The following is a 15095-nucleotide window of genomic DNA, read 5'->3' as shown; positions in this document are numbered from 1 at the left end:
TCCTAACATTATTTGAAACGAAAATTTACGAGCATGTGCTATATTCTTTGGATACCAAAGGAGAGTGCACATGCATACGCTCGAGAAGCAGTTGTTTAGGGCTTTATGGTCTGGTGCGATATTATTTATACTTATTGTTTTAGGTTGCGCTCTTTCTGTTGCTTTAATGGTTTATTTTAAACAATACGAGCTTGGGTTAATTTTTCCGACCATTGGTGTTTTGTGTATGGTGTTTGGTGAGAAAATCCTTCGAGCCATGGAAGCCGCGGGTGGAGAAGATCCGGGTGGAGCTGGTTCGACGCTCATTAGATCAGCAGTTGTCGCTGTTGTTGTTGTCATGATTCCGACTATGTGTTGGGGGTTAGTTCTTTCAGTTTCAGGCCTTATGGTGTCTGGTATGGAAGCGGGAAATTTTCCTAAAGATGCCGCAGCATTATCATTACTTTTTAGAAGCTAATCGTGCATTCTTGGCGACTGATTGGCTTCATGTTGTTTCCATGCTTCACGTGCCTTTGCTAATCTAATGAATCGCGCAAACGCATAGATTACGCTTTCGGTGAAGCCATTCACCCCAAAAAGGACATATCGTCTAAGAAACATTGATTTAAGGAAGGCTGTCATAGGTTCAGTTAGAAGTCTAAGAACCGATGGTTTTCGGCCTTTTTTAATCATGTCTTCTGCCTGCATGCTACTGTAACGATTGATTTTTTCAATTGCATGGTGATGAGATCGGAAACAACGGTGATTAATATGATGTTTCAATTTTCCGCTGACTTCATTTGGTTTTAGAACAACTGAATCATGCACTAATTCAGATTTAAAGCCTGCTTTTTCTCGATTGTAGAGACGAATCGGATCGTTTGAAGGAGCAAATGGGCGCGGCCCCTTATCAAATGGAAAGCATATTAATATAGGAATTTGATAGGCAGCCAGAGGTGGTTCTTGTCCACCTTCAAACATTGAAGTGATTTCCCTGCGAAGGCTATCACTAACTTCTTCGTCAGCATCAATATTTAATAGCCACTTTTGAGAGCATAGTGTTTCCCCAAAAACTTTTTGAGGACCATACCCCGCCCATTCATTAAAAACGACGTCAGCACCTGCATTACGGGACACTTCTACAGTGTCATCTGTGCTACCACTGTCTATGACGAAAACCTCTTCAACCCAATCAATAACAGATCTTATGACAGGAAGAATACGGTCGGCTTCATCTCTTGCAATAATAAAGACTGAAAGAGGGAGCTTATTCATATTCTATTTCCAATGGTTTAGGATTCTGCACGATGTTAGGTATCCTAACAGTTTCGGAATTCGACAAAAGCTATCTTATTCTGTGCCAAGTATTTTCTCTATTTTATTAATAGGTGCAATTTCAATGCGTTCAATTGGCGGAAGAGGAGGTGCGGGTTTTGCTCCATACTTATCCAGCCAAGCACTGGTTATTCGAGCGCGTTTAGCAGCGTCATGCGCCTGATCAGAATAGAATAAATTATAAGGTGGTGCCAACATGCGTGCCAAACTATTTGACGGCCTATTTAAACTTTGATTTTTTGTATGACTTACAACTAGAAAACCATTTACACACTGGCTGGATATAGCATTTTCTACTATTTCCGCTTCATCTAATTGTAAAAGCTCGCTGGCATTTACCGATCCTCTATGAAGTTTTTCTCCAATTAACTCAGTCGTTGTATTTCCCATACTTGGATTGAAACAAATAAGTTTTGCATCACCTGTTGGCACGATATTATTTGCCTCATCCCAATAAACCGCGCGTGAAAGTATATTCTTAGTACGCGCCACATCATTTTCATTAATAGTGTTCCATGATGCGATGCATCCTGTTTGTTCATCAGTAGTGCATATTTCAAAAGGGCTATTTTTGTTTGAGTACAATTTTTCAGAAGTCGGCGATTCTATTAAATAGGTTGCAACTAAACGGTTTTGCATTTGATCTGTTTGAAAATGCTTCTTTAATAATCGCCTTGCATATAGGCCACCTTGCCCGACACCAACAAGAATAATAGCTCTACCTTGGTTTCTTGTCTCCATATAGACTTGGAAAGCTGAGTCGATGTCATCAAACGCCAGTTTAAATGCTTTTTGAGAATTTTCATTGATATTGTACTCGCCGTGAAGCGTTACCTGACGATATAATGGGGCATACACTGGCGCAAATTTTTGAAAAGGCCCTGCAAAATTGGGAAGCATTTCAGATTGCAAACGCAATTTTGAGTCAACATTGTCAATATTGGTATTCCATCCATCTGATGAGGCTGATGTCGTTCCGTGAATAAAGAAAACATCTACGCCCCAAGGAGTTTCCCAAGCTCCATCGGGCTTTTTTTCTGGATATAATGCCCATGATCTTGGAGCTAGATAATCAGGGCGTGCGCTTTTGGGGAGAGTGAAAGACGAAATAGGCTCTATTGATTTTAAAAAGCGAGCATTGGCTCCACTCATATAAATTATCAAATAGAGCAACGTACAGAAAATAAGAAAGCCTAACAGTGTTAGAATAATCAAAAATTTTGAATTTGACGATTTGAGAGCTGTGAATTTTAAACCAGTAAAATTTTTAACCAAAAGCTCAATCCTTCAAGTGGGATATTCTAATTCTTCAAATATATACAATATATTGTAATTTAAACCATGCTAGTTGTGTAGCTATCACAATCGACGGCACGTGATTTGAGATTAAAAAAATATAAAAATACGAAGAAATGTCCATTTAATTGAATATTGCTATATTTCGGCTGCAATTATGGTGTTTTAACCAATGCATAGGGATCGCTTTTTGAAACTTGTACAAGCAGTTCTTATATAGGTTCATAGTTTGGTTTTCGTTTAAGTCACCTCTTTTAGATGGATAGGGTAAAGCGCGTAAAATGTTCAATAAGTCTAAAAAGAACACCACAAAACAAGAAGAACATTTGTTTCATCTAAATCCAAAAAAACGAGTTGGTCCATTGGCTTGGTTGCGCTCTCGCTTCTTTACTGGAATTGTCGTAACTGCCCCGATTGCGATTACTGTTGGTCTAATTTGGGGTGTCATTACTTTCATTGATGACAAAGTAAAACCATTGATTCCCAATCAGTGGAACCCTGAAACTTACACTCAGTTTGCATTGCCTGGACTGGGGGTAATCGTTGTTTTTGTTAGTGTGTTGTTTGTCGGGATAATAGCGGCGAATTTGATTGGCCGTTCCTTAGTCGGTGCAGGTGAAGGGCTTATTGGTCGTGTTCCGCTTGTTCGTAATATTTATACTGCAATAAAACAGATATTTGAAACATTGGCAGCAAGTCAGACTGATAATTTCAAAGAAGTGGTGATGCTTGAATACCCACGAAAAGGTGCATGGGCTGTCGGTTTCATAACTGCATCTGTTCGAGGCGATATGGCAAAAAAAATGCCGGGCATGGTAGGTGTATTTGTACCAACGACGCCAAATCCGACGTCGGGATTCTTAATTTACATCCGGCGTGATGATCTTGTTGTTTTGGACATGTCTGTTGAAGAGGGTGCAAAGCTCATAATATCAGCAGGTTTAGTGGTTCCAGAAGTTGGTAATTCAAAAGCAAACAAACCGCCAGTGGCATCAATAGCAGGTGATGAAAAGCTAAAGTTGACTGAAGATGAGATAAACACAGAAGACGTTGGTGTGCCGTCTGAAAAGAACTAATTTTCAGTACTTTATAGCGATATCGGTTTTAAATAATTCATTTAAAAGACTTATTGCTTGTGTCCGAGGAGGATTTGAATTTGGGCCTTCAGAAAGTAGCTGTTTCACATCGTTGCGAACAAGTTGGAACATTTCAATGTGACGAGTTAGGTCTATAATTTTAAAGTTTGGCAGTCCTGATTGTTTTAACCCTAAAAGGTCCCCGGGGCCTCGTTGTTGAAAATCAGCCTCAGCAATTAGAAAACCATCTTCAGTTTCTCGCAAAGTGTTCAAACGTTTTTGACCGCTTTCAGATAAGGGTGGTTTGTATAGAAGTAAACAAGAAGAGCTTTTATCTCCACGTCCAACCCTGCCTCTAAGCTGATGGAGTTGAGCAAGGCCAAAGCCTTCTGCATGCTCTATAACCATGATGGTTGCTTCAGGAACGTCGATACCAACTTCAACCACTGTCGTTGCGACTAAGACACTTGCTTCGCCCGTTCGAAAAGCATCTAAGGCTGCATCTTTTTCTGCTGGTGGCATTTTGCCATGAACAAGGGCAACGGGGTGTTTTACATATTTTTGAAGTATCTCCTTACGCGCAATCACGGACGCATCTTCTGCTGTTTCAGAATCAATTGCAGGACATACCCAGAAAGCGCGTTCGCCACGGTCTGCTGCTTTTGCAACAGCAATCATGACATCTTCAATGCGTTCTTCAGAAGCAACGCGTGTTGTTATGGGTTTCCTTTGTTGAGGTTTTTCATCCAAAATACAAGTGTCTAGGTCGCCATTGATTGCGGCGGCAAGGGAACGGGGAATGGGTGTTGCACTCATCATCAACATGTGAGGGGCATTGCCTTTGGCGGTTAGTTTTAGCCTGTCTGCTACGCCAAAACGATGCTGTTCATCGATGATTACCAAGCCTAGATTTGGGAGTTGAACATCCGTTTGGAATAAAGCTTGAGTGCCTGAAAGACAGTGTATTTCCCCAGCGGCAACTGCATCTAATAGTTCTTTTCGGCGTTTTTTACTATCTCTTCCAGTAAGGGCTTCGCAGCGATAACCGATTGGTTTTAAAAAGTTTTGTAGGGCAGTAGCTTGTTGACGGGCCAGGACTTCAGTGGGTGACATAAAAGCCGAAAATTGACCTGAAGCAGCTGCCTGAGCAATGGCAAGCGCGGCCACGAGTGTTTTCCCTGTTCCAACGTCACCTTGCAGCATACGGCGCATTGGAAGCTCACGTGCGAGGTCAGTTTGGATGTCATTAAATGCACGCAATTGTGCGCGCGTTGGTGAGAATTTGAGGGCTTCGAGTAGGTTATTTGTTGCGTGAGTGTGTCGGGGGATGGGAGTTGCTGGTGTTTTTTGGCGATTGAGGCGAATTTCATTCAGTGCGAATTCACGAGCAAGGGCTTCATCATATGCCAGCCGTTCATGTGCAAGATTTAGAGCTGGTTGATCTAATGTTTCAGGTTGATGGAGTTGCTTGAGCGCATCTATAAAACTTGGCCATTTTTTTTGTTCAAGGAAAGCTTGATCAATCCACTCAGGTAATTGAGGAAGGTTTTCTAATGACGCCGAAATAGCTTTTTGGAGCAGACGGGAAGTTACACCTGCAGTCAGGCGATATACCGGCTCTACTTTGGGTGGTTCTTCTCCCTTTGCTGGATTGCAGACATGATCAGGGTGTACCATTTGTCTCTGGCCGTTAAAGTCTTCGATCAGCCCAGACACGATCATTTCCTGATTCATTGGAAACTGTTTTTGCAACCAAGCAGGTTGCGCGCGAAAGAAAACTAACGTCAAGAAACCAGTATCGTCTAATAAGCGAACACGGGTTGGTGCATTACCTTGTCCAGCAAAGACAGAATCAACAACACCGCGTACTGTTGCGATTTCACCAACAATTGTTTCAAAGAATGAATCGCGGACACTTCTGTCAATCCAGTTAAGCGGCAAATGCAGCAATAGATTCAAGACCGTATCACCGCCAACCAGCCTTTGGAGGAGTGGAGCAGTTTTAGGACCAATGCCAGGAAGGCTTTTGAGGTCCTTAAAGAATGGAAAGAGGATTTCTGGTCTCATAAATAAATTCACGGTATTGCGACGCATACGACCTGACAATTAACTCAAACATGCCTATGTGTCTTTATTCGAATTTAGGAGATGATGAACATGGACGCCCGCAGACGTAAACTCCTCTTTAGAGCCAACCATCGTGGTTTCAAAGAAATGGACATGATGATGGGTGAATTTGCAGGTAAGCATCTCGAAGAAATGGATGAAAAAGCGCTGGATGAATTCGAGCGACTTCTCGATACTGACGACCAAGATGTTTATGGCTGGATTATTGGTCGCGAGCAGGAACCTGAAATGCTGCAAGGTAAAGTCATGGATATGCTGAAAGCATTCGATTTACCCACTCATATGAAAGAGAAAGGACTGCTTTAGCAGTTCATAAAAAGAGACCACGAATATAATGAAAGTTTGGGATACGATTGCAGGGCTAAAAGCGCCCATCGACGCGTATGAATCTCCATTTGGAGCGGACGTGCGTGTGTTTGTTGAAGCTATCAATAAACGCAAAGGCGTTGGCGTGTATGTTGCGCGTGATGAACGCCAAGCTCTGCAAGTATTATCAATAGCAAAATTCTTCCAGCCACATATGGCAATGATCAATTTTCCTGCTTGGGATTGTCTGCCTTATGATCGCGTTAGCCCAACGGCGCACATTTCGGCTATGCGCTGTTCTGCGCTTGCAAGATTATCTCACAGAGATCCTAAAGAGAAAATTCTTGTCGTCACGACCGCTCATGCGCTTGTTCAGCGAGTGGCACCTGTTACCAAAATGGCAGAAGCTAGTTTTGCAGCCGGGATAGGCGCTGATGTTGATCAGCAAGCACTACAGGATTATTTGACGATTAATGGTTATACGCGAACCGACATCGTTCGTGAGCCGGGTGAATATGCCATTCGCGGTGGTATTGTTGATATATATCCGCCGGATAGAATTGAGCCGGTGAGGTTGGATTTTTTTGGAGATAATCTTGAATCTATCCGCTCTTTTGATGCTGAAAGCCAACGGTCTACAAACGATCTTAAAGAAATAGCTTTCGCACCAGTCAGTGAAATCTTCTTCACAGATGAAGCGCTTACTTTATTTCGTCGAAATTATCTTGAGAGCTTTGGGCCACCAGGTGGTGACCCTAGTTATGAAGCTGCACGCGCTAAAATACGCAGGCAGGGTATAGACCAGTGGCTTCCTCTTTTTCACGAAAAGCTGGAAACGCTTTTAGAATATGCCGGTAATGATGCGCTGTTAGGGTTTGATAATCAGGCTGAAACAGTAGGGTTGGATAGGATTGCACAAGCTAAAGATTATTTTGAAACCCGCGTTCATGCTGCTGGCGGTGATGTCATGGATGCGAAAGTATTGGCTCCTGACAAGCTTTATCTTTCCAAAGACGAATTTGAATTAACGCGATCTTCAGGTGCGGTGGTTCGTTTTCATCCTTCTGAAAATCCAGGAAAGAAGGATGTTCTATTTGTCGGTGCTCGAGCAGGCAAAGATTTTGCGGTTGAACGGTCCAATCCAGAAGCCAATGTTTTTGATGCAGCAGTGAGTTTAGCAAAAGAACATTTAGCCAATAAACGAAAAGTGGTGTTTGCAGCTTGGTCAGCGGGATCAGCAGATCGTTTGAAAACTGTTCTGTCAGATCATGGATTGCCAGAGGTGCGGAGCGCTGAAGATTGGTCAGCAGCGAAAGCTGCAAATGCACCTGTCATCGTTGAAACGTCCATGGAATCTGGTTTTACGTTTTCTGACTTAGCTGTCATAGCCGAGCAAGACATGCTGGGTGATAAGCTGGCAAGACCACGCAAACGTAAGAGGAAAACTGCGAGTTATATTGCAGAAGCGGCCGCTTTGTCTCCCGGTGATATGATTGTTCATATTGATCATGGTGTGGGTCGGTATGAGGGTCTTCAGACTGTTGATGTTGGATCAGCCCCGCATGACTGTTTAGAGCTAGTTTATGCCGGTGGCGATAAGATTCTTTTACCTGTTGAAAACATAGAGTTGATCAGCCGTTACGGTGCAGATTCCGGTGAAGGATCGATGGATAAGCTGGGCGGCGCGGGATGGCAGTCTCGCAAAGCTAAAGCTAAGAAAAATATCATGGAAATGGCAGGCGACCTTATTCGCATTGCCGCAGAACGCGAAATGAGAAAAGCGGAGAAAACTGCTGATGCAGATGGTCTGTTTGATGAATTTTGCGCACGTTTTCCATATGAAGAAACGGATGATCAACTCAATGCAATAGAAGATTGTCTGAGTGATTTAGCATCGGGTAAGCCGATGGATCGCTTAGTTTGTGGGGATGTAGGTTTTGGTAAAACTGAAGTCGCACTCCGTACAGCTTTTGTTGCGGCAATGAGCGGGATGCAGGTGGCCATTATTGCGCCGACAACACTATTAGCACGCCAGCATTATAGAACGTTCAAAGAGAGGTTTGAAGGTTGGCCAATTAAAGTGCGACAACTCTCGCGGTTTGTATCAGCAAAAGAGCAAACCACGACACGCGAAATGCTTGCAAGCGGCGACGCGGATGTTGTTGTAGGCACACATGCAGTGATTTCAAAACAGGTGAAATTCAAGCGTCTTGGCTTGTTGGTTGTGGACGAAGAACAACGTTTTGGGGTTAAGCACAAAGAACGTATGAAGGAGATGAAGGCTGACATTCATGTGCTAACTCTTTCTGCGACGCCTATTCCTAGAACGTTGCAATTGGCGCTTACAGGTATTCGTGATCTATCCATTATCGCCACGCCGCCAATCGATCGATTATCAGTGCGTACATATACGGTTGAGTTTGATCCGGTGACTGTGCGGGAAGCTTTACTGAGAGAACGTTATCGTGGTGGTCAATCATATTTTATTGCGCCGCGTGTGTCTGATCTGCCATTTCTTGAGCGCTTCTTACGTGAGCAAGTGCCAGAAGTGTCGTTCTTGTCTGCGCATGGACAAATGGCATCGGGCCAACTTGAAGACATTATGAATGATTTTTATGATGGTAAAGCCGATGTTCTTCTTGCAACAACGATTGTGGAATCTGGCTTAGATATTCCGCGTGCCAACACTATCGTTATCCATAGAGCTGACAAATTTGGTTTGGCTCAGCTTTACCAACTTCGTGGTCGTGTTGGGCGCTCTAAACTTCGTGCGTATGCCTATATGACGACGAAAAAAGACATGGTGCTTTCAGAGACAGCTGAAAAACGCCTAAAAGTGTTACAATCGCTTGATAGTCTCGGCGCTGGTTTCATGCTGGCTAGCCATGATCTAGATATGCGGGGCGGGGGTAACCTGCTGGGGGATGCACAATCGGGACATGTGCGCGAGGTGGGTGTTGAGCTGTATCAACAAATGCTGGAAGATGCTGTAAATGCGCTTAAAACAGGTGAAGTAGAACCATCTGATGATTGGTCACCAATGATTGATCTTGGCGCTGCTGTTCTTATCCCTGATTATTATGTGGCTGATCTGACTGAACGTTTATCGTTGTATCGTCGTTTGTCTGATCTTGAAACTGAGGAAGAGCGTGAAAGCTTTGCAGCCGAATTGATTGACCGATTTGGTGAACTTCCAGATGAAACAAAGCAATTGCTTGAGGTCACTGCTGTTAAAAATATGTGTAAAGAGCTTGGCATTTCCAAGCTCACGTCTGGCCCTAAAGGCGCAGTCATTACATTCCGTGATAAACCGCCGATAGATCCTGCACAATTAATTGCTTGGGTTCATACACGGCCAAGCATGATGAAGCTACGGCCGGATATGAAGCTTGTTATCAACGGAACTTGGCCAAATGCCGAACATCGATTGAAGGCTGTGAAAGGTGTTTTAAGAGAATTAGACAGTGCGGCGAAAGATTCAGATTAGAAAATGAGAAGCGTTTAGGCAGCTGCGTGTCCTTTGTCATTTTGCGTATTTGATAGCGCATCGGATAATAGCTGGTTGGCTGATTGCTCTGGATTTAACTCTGTTACTTTCCAGCTAATGGTAACTTGTCTGGCCGGTTGGTTGAGTTCACTTTCAAATGCAGTTGCATCGAGAACACCTTCTATTCGCCGTGCCGCATAACTTGCAGTTTGTTTCGTTGAGCCGGGCATAGAGATGGCGAGCGTTGAGTCATTTAAGCGAGTTGGTGCATCTTGCACTCTCAATAATGTGCGCACAACGCTGGCAGTGTAGGCTAAATCTCTGATATCAGCTTTATCATCTGCTCCTAAGACATCTATAATTAGGACAGTAAGTGGTTGGTTGAAGTCAAGTGACCACTCTATTTGACGGTCAAGATGATCTTCAAAGAAGTTTCTGGTGAACAGGCCAGTTTCCGTATCAGTAATGCTAGATTGAGGTGCTAAGAATTCTTTTGCCGACGGCGCTTGGTTTGAAGTTAATTCTAGTAATTGGTCTGAAATAGCCTCTAGCGAAGAGTTGTCATCAATAATATCTGCGGCACTTTCAATGATGTGCTCACTAGGAATATAGTCTGACCTACCAAGCGCGAGTATCGGCAATTCTGCAAGGTTAGAACTGCGCTGGACCATTGCACAGAAATTATCAGGCCGAATTGATGTAGCACTTACATCCAGCAAAACAGCAGCAAATTTATGGTCATGTAGATAGTCAAAAGCCGTGTATGCGCTGAAAGCTGCTTTGATGTTGACCCCAAGTGTTTCCAGGTGATTTTTAAGGGACATGAAACGCGTGGAAGCTTCACCAACGTAGAGGACGTCATAATTCTTATCTTCCGCTTGGGTATTAAAGTTACAACCATAGCGTTTGTAACTCTCGCGTCTTAACTCTATTTCTGCGCGTCGAGCCGCAGTACGGTGAGCAAAATGGAAGCGGGATCTGGCTAATTTTAACGCGTTGTCTGAACTCAATCGAACATCTGCACGTTTAGGTGTTTCTGCACCGCAAGGAAATTTGCCAAGAGTTACAATTAGACTACTGGAAAAGCGGCTTTCACACGTGTATTGAATAACTTCTTCAACGAGAGCAGGGCGGCACGTTGTTAAGTCGATAAGGAAAATATCGACCATATTTGAAAATTCCCCAGAATGTGCATCAAGCTGCAAATCTGCAAGGGTTTTACAAATGGTTTGTGAGCGGTCGTGGTCACCACATATGACTGAAATTTTGAGCTGATTTGAAAATTCACTTCGAGCCATAGATATTCATCCCGCTTCAGAGGTACTGAAGCTGTAAGATGACTTATTTACCTTTAGGGTTGTTTAGGCAAAGTTGATTTATTTCAATAAAATTTGATGGAAATTTTACACAAGCAGTGATTTAATCTGTTGTTTTATAAGTATTTTTATTTTTTGTATCGTTTGATGAATAGAGTGTGAATTGTGAAGTCAAATAGAATTCATTCCAATATTATAAAATAGAAACACGACCAAAAAGGCTTTTAAGTCCCTCTAGAGCTGACGTGGTCAAATTATTCTTTACTGAACCGGCGTTTTCAAAACGTCGGTTTTTTTTTGAGGACTTTTTAGATTAATCAGGAAAGTAGCGACATATCCGCCCTGAGAGTAAGCAAGTCCCTCCTAGGATAAACTAGGATCACTTTCCAGTGTAATACGGTTTCTACCAGTTTGCTTTGAGTGGTAGAGGCAATGGTCGGCCCGTTCTATCAAGTTTGAAGCGCCTTCACCGGAGCGATAATTTGCGATGCCAAAAGACACTGTTACCTGGCCAAGAGGTTCACCCGTGGATCTGCGAATTAATTTTTTAGATTCAATGGTTTTGCGAACACTTTCAGCAAACTCGAAAGCCGTATCGAGAATTGTTCTTGGCATAATGATAGCAAATTCTTCACCACCATAACGTGCCACCAATGATTCGTTTACTGCTTTTTGCGCCAATGAATTCGCGACAAACCTAATAACTTGGTCACCGGTTTGATGGCCCCACGTGTCATTGAAATTTTTAAAAAAATCGATATCGCATATGATGAGGCATAAATCTGAACCGCTTTCCAAACTTTCATTGATGCGTCTTTGTAGAACTTCATCAAATTGTTTGCGATTAGCAACACCTGTGAGACCGTCTGTTAGTGCTTCTGCGCGTGCTGCTTGAAGAGATGTCCGCAGCATTTCTATTTCACGAGTCGATCTCAAGAGTTGACGGTTCAAATTGTGATTTATATCGGACATTTCAAGCGTTGATTCAGATAACACTGAAACAATTCTGTTAAGTGCATCCGTAGATAAATCTGATTTTGAAAGCGTTTTGGCAGCTTTATCTAGTGTAACGCCATACTCTTCAGTTGTGTTACCTGCGCTCTTTAAAGCTTCAACGGCATCTGCGATTTCTTTCGCAATTTTTGTGCCTGTCTCCATAACTTGAGATGAAAGCTGGGTGGCCCCAAAGAAACGGTTGTGTAGTTTTTCTAATTCAATGTCAGTTATGGGGAGTCCATTAGAGAGTTTTTTATCAATCTCTCGAGTTAAATCAGGAGCCCATCCTCGAATGTAGTTTAACCAGATTTCGTAGTTTTGAGGCGTTGCGCACAGTTTATATTCACCGATTTTATCAACGGCTGCATGACCAGTTTCTACACCATTGGGTCCTGTGAGTTGTTCATACATTGGATCGGATCCCTAGAATCAAGGCTTTTCTCTTATTGCCAGCCACAATGATTGATAAGTGTAAATATTGATTAACCGCCGAACAATAATTGTCTATGAATTTGCTAAATAAGTACAGACAGAATTAATTATACCTAGCTAGTCGATGTTGTATCCACGGGACGGAGCAAGAAAGCGGGAATGTGATCTCCCATGCCTTTGAATGAAGGGCCTAAATCGTCATGACCGCGACGGTTCGTTTTTTTCTTTTTGTCAGCTCGATCATTTGCGTTTTTAGAAGCCATATTTTCTGACTGTTCAACAGAAGTAGATTCAACTTTTTCTACATTCGGAGTGTCATCATGCTTTTTGGTGTGACGATTGCGGCGTTTCGAGTTTTTGTTTTCATTCTTATTGTTCTGTTTACGCTCAGGTCTTGAAGATACTTCTTCAATAGACTTTTTTATTGCGTCATTAGTGAACTCTTCAACGTCCTTGCTGATCCGTTTTACAACTGCATCCCAAAGCTTTTGATCACGTGGTGATACGATTGTGTAACTTTCGCCTGTGCGACCTGCGCGCCCAGTACGTCCAATTCTGTGTACATAATCGTCTGAGTTTGGCGGAGGAGCATAGTTAAACACATGCCCTACATCAGGAATATCCAAACCACGTGCAGCAACATCAGAAGCGACCAATAACGTTAGGTCTCCATTTTTGAATTTTTCTAATGTTTCCATCCGATAAGATTGAGATAGGTCTCCATGGATTGGAGCTGCATCAAAACCATGCGCATTCAAGGATTTTGCAACGATGTCGACTTCTCTCTTCCTGTTGCAAAAAACAATGCCGTTTTTAACTTCGCAGCTGCCGATTATCGCCCGTAAAATCCCGCGCTTGATTTCATCTTTGTCGCTCGGGGACTTTGTAACGTGTTGTGTAATAAGCTCAGCCGTCTGAGCAGGGCGAGCGACCTCAATCTGCTTTGGATCATTTTGAAATTGTTTGGTGAGCTTTGCTATTTCAGGAGGCATTGTAGCTGAAAACAAAAGAGTTTGCCGACGCGGAGGTAGCAGTTTACATATTTTTTCAATGTCTGGAATGAATCCCATATCGAGCATTCTGTCTGCTTCATCAATAACCAGCATTTGCACACCAGTCATAAGCAAGCGGCCACGTTCGAAATGGTCCATTAAGCGACCTGGCGTCGCTATCAGAACATCAACACCAGCAGTTAATTTTTTATCTTGATCCGCGAAGGATACGCCGCCAATCAGTAGGGCCATATTCAGCTTGTGATTGACGCCGTATTTTTCAAAATTATCCGCAACTTGCGCAGCAAGTTCTCTAGTGGGCTCTAGGATAAGGGTTCTTGGCATTCTAGCTTTCGCTCGACCTTGTCCTAGTTTATGGATCATCGGTAGGACAAATGCAGCGGTTTTCCCTGTTCCAGTTTGCGCGATTCCAGTTACATCACGACCTTGGATAATGGCCGGTATAGCTTGTGCTTGAATAGGAGTTGGTTCAGTGTAGCCTGTTTCCTTTACAGCACTAAGCACGCGAGGATCTAAGTCCAAATCATCAAATGTCATATGGTCTTCATGTTCGATCGTTTTTTTACGATCGGCCTTTTAATTGCGCATGCTTCATATTTTAAAACCGGATTGTTTTCTAAGAAGGAAGTCATGCTGGGTTGTCATAGCGGCGCTTGAATGCCGCAAGCGCTGCGTTGGCAGCCGTATCAATCGTCGCGCACCATAGGCATAACTGTATAAGAGTCAATCTTTTGCGTAAAGCAGCACTGACATTGTTCAATACTGTGAGTTTGATCCCTGGTGCTAATCAAATCGTCAGGAAAGGACGTTATTGTTTTATATGCAGGAATTTAGGGAAGCAGATAGGCTATAAAGGCTTAACGTCTACGCTTTGATAGCTTGTTTGTGATCCTTCAGCTCGTAATACGCCCTTGATTGGAGAGATATCGGAATAATCTCGCCCATATCCTATTACAATATGGTCTTCATTCACGATGATATTGTTTGTTGGGTCAAATTCAAGCCAGCCCATATCTGGGCCTAACCAAGCGCGAACCCATGCATGCATGGCATCTGCACCTTCTAAACGTTCTTTTCCTTCTGGGGGAATAGTTCGTAGATAACCCGAAACGTATGCTGCCGGAATATTCAGACTTCGGAGGCAAGCTATCATGATATGAGAAAAATCCTGACAGACACCGTGTCTATTGGCAAAGGATTGTTCATAAGGCGTGTCAACTTGCGTTGCTCTGGAATCGAAAGTCATATCTCGATTGATTGCCTGATTTATAGTTTTCACAATAGTGAATACACTCATATCAGCAGTAATTTGATCTAAAGTGTAATTTTGAACACACTCGGTCGATGTTATTCGTTGGGAGGGGCCAATAAAATGGTGAGGCGAATCTGGAGATAGAGATCTTATTTCCTTAAGTATTGCCTTCATTTGATTGAGGAGAGGGCTGGTATCAGCGGGCACAACAATACTCTCCCTCGTAATTTGAGATTTTGCTTTGAAAACAAGTGATTTATGTGGTGCCTGAAATGCTATGTGAAGTGTGTGGTTTCCGAAAAAATCTGTGCTTTTAACCATTTCATCTGGAACTGGATCAATAATGATTTCGTTAAATTCAACGTTCTGGCAGCCTTCGATGGATTTAGGAACCATATGCAATAGGTGACGTCCGCCCGCAGCTGGATAGTCGTATTTGTATGCGATATTCAGCGAAATTTCATACTGCATTTTAGTCAG

At 42.9% G+C, this 15095-nt stretch carries 11 protein-coding genes; 4 read left to right on the top strand and 7 right to left on the bottom strand.

All coding sequences use genetic code 11. The annotated features are described in order from the left end of the window. Positions 1–70 precede the first annotated feature (70 nt). On the top strand, positions 71–457 hold the full coding sequence (locus AC5EF3_RS07695; RefSeq protein ID WP_493547609.1) for a hypothetical protein: 387 nt from the start codon (positions 71–73) through the stop codon (positions 455–457). Here the strand turns inward: AC5EF3_RS07695 and AC5EF3_RS07690 are convergent. Both AC5EF3_RS07690 and AC5EF3_RS07685 read right to left on the bottom strand, forming a co-directional pair. Next, entirely contained in the window at positions 454–1254 is an 801-nt protein-coding gene (locus tag AC5EF3_RS07690; protein WP_015827413.1) for a glycosyltransferase family 2 protein, read from the bottom strand. The two genes, AC5EF3_RS07695 and AC5EF3_RS07690, sit on opposite strands and share 4 nt — an antisense overlap. 75 nt (positions 1255–1329) lie before the next feature. Next, positions 1330–2589: a DUF3089 domain-containing protein gene (locus AC5EF3_RS07685; RefSeq protein ID WP_493547608.1), complete on the bottom strand. Its 1260-nt coding sequence runs from the start codon at positions 2587–2589 to the stop codon at positions 1330–1332. Between the two features lie 302 nt (positions 2590–2891). On the opposite strand from AC5EF3_RS07685, the gene AC5EF3_RS07680 reads away from it, so the two are divergent. After that, the gene (locus AC5EF3_RS07680) at positions 2892–3686 is read left to right on the top strand and encodes a DUF502 domain-containing protein (protein WP_493547607.1); all 795 of its coding nucleotides are present in this window, start codon (positions 2892–2894) and stop codon (positions 3684–3686) included. 3 nt (positions 3687–3689) lie between these two features. Here the strand turns inward: AC5EF3_RS07680 and recG are convergent, their stop codons facing one another. Beyond that, positions 3690–5753, bottom strand: coding sequence for an ATP-dependent DNA helicase RecG (gene recG / locus AC5EF3_RS07675; RefSeq protein WP_493547606.1), 2064 nt, complete (start codon positions 5751–5753; stop codon positions 3690–3692). A gap of 90 nt (positions 5754–5843) precedes the next feature. Here recG and AC5EF3_RS07670 point away from each other — a divergent pair, with 90 nt between their 5' ends. Both AC5EF3_RS07670 and mfd read left to right on the top strand, forming a co-directional pair. Further along, positions 5844–6119 carry a succinate dehydrogenase assembly factor 2 gene (locus AC5EF3_RS07670; RefSeq protein WP_493547605.1) on the top strand — a complete coding sequence of 92 codons (276 nt, stop codon included), beginning with the start codon at positions 5844–5846 and terminating at the stop codon, positions 6117–6119. Positions 6120–6147: 28 nt separating this feature from the next. Further along, a complete protein-coding gene (gene mfd, locus AC5EF3_RS07665) occupies positions 6148–9606 on the top strand; it encodes a transcription-repair coupling factor (RefSeq protein ID WP_015827418.1) in 3459 nt (1152 codons plus the stop codon). Between the two features lie 14 nt (positions 9607–9620). On the opposite strand, the gene AC5EF3_RS07660 is transcribed toward mfd, so the two are convergent. The 4 genes from AC5EF3_RS07660 to AC5EF3_RS07645 all read right to left on the bottom strand — a co-directional run bounded on the left by AC5EF3_RS07660 (position 9621) and on the right by AC5EF3_RS07645 (position 15086). Then, the gene (locus AC5EF3_RS07660) at positions 9621–10904 is read right to left on the bottom strand and encodes a GGDEF domain-containing protein (RefSeq protein ID WP_493547604.1); all 1284 of its coding nucleotides are present in this window, start codon (positions 10902–10904) and stop codon (positions 9621–9623) included. 381 nt (positions 10905–11285) lie between these two features. Further along, the gene (locus tag AC5EF3_RS07655; RefSeq protein WP_015827420.1) at positions 11286–12329 is read right to left on the bottom strand and encodes a GGDEF domain-containing protein; all 1044 of its coding nucleotides are present in this window, start codon (positions 12327–12329) and stop codon (positions 11286–11288) included. A 134-nt stretch (positions 12330–12463) separates the two neighbouring features. Continuing rightward, complete coding sequence (locus tag AC5EF3_RS07650) at positions 12464–13900, bottom strand: DEAD/DEAH box helicase (protein WP_493547603.1); 1437 nt, start codon at positions 13898–13900, stop codon at positions 12464–12466. A 310-nt stretch (positions 13901–14210) separates the two neighbouring features. Then, positions 14211–15086, bottom strand: coding sequence for a transglutaminase family protein (locus tag AC5EF3_RS07645; RefSeq protein WP_015827422.1), 876 nt, complete (start codon positions 15084–15086; stop codon positions 14211–14213). Positions 15087–15095: the final 9 nt, after the last annotated feature.

This window comes from Hirschia sp. (assembly GCF_058892565.1).
The sequence above is the reverse complement of the archived record's forward strand: the minus strand, read 5'-3'. Positions and strand labels throughout refer to the sequence as shown.

Bases quoted from the DNA above. Each gene is read 5' to 3' on its own strand.
- AC5EF3_RS07695 (WP_493547609.1), top strand. From the start codon at position 71: ATGCATACGCTCGAGAAGCAGTTGTTTAGGGCTTTATGGTCTGGTGCG.
- AC5EF3_RS07690 (WP_015827413.1), bottom strand. From the start codon at position 1,254: ATGAATAAGCTCCCTCTTTCAGTCTTTATTATTGCAAGAGATGAAGCC.
- AC5EF3_RS07680 (WP_493547607.1), top strand. From the start codon at position 2,892: ATGTTCAATAAGTCTAAAAAGAACACCACAAAACAAGAAGAACATTTG.
- recG (WP_493547606.1), bottom strand. From the start codon at position 5,753: ATGAGACCAGAAATCCTCTTTCCATTCTTTAAGGACCTCAAAAGCCTT.
- AC5EF3_RS07670 (WP_493547605.1), top strand. From the start codon at position 5,844: ATGGACGCCCGCAGACGTAAACTCCTCTTTAGAGCCAACCATCGTGGT.
- mfd (WP_015827418.1), top strand. From the start codon at position 6,148: ATGAAAGTTTGGGATACGATTGCAGGGCTAAAAGCGCCCATCGACGCG.
- AC5EF3_RS07660 (WP_493547604.1), bottom strand. From the start codon at position 10,904: ATGGCTCGAAGTGAATTTTCAAATCAGCTCAAAATTTCAGTCATATGT.
- AC5EF3_RS07655 (WP_015827420.1), bottom strand. From the start codon at position 12,329: ATGTATGAACAACTCACAGGACCCAATGGTGTAGAAACTGGTCATGCA.
- AC5EF3_RS07650 (WP_493547603.1), bottom strand. From the start codon at position 13,900: ATGACATTTGATGATTTGGACTTAGATCCTCGCGTGCTTAGTGCTGTA.
- AC5EF3_RS07645 (WP_015827422.1), bottom strand. From the start codon at position 15,086: ATGCAGTATGAAATTTCGCTGAATATCGCATACAAATACGACTATCCA.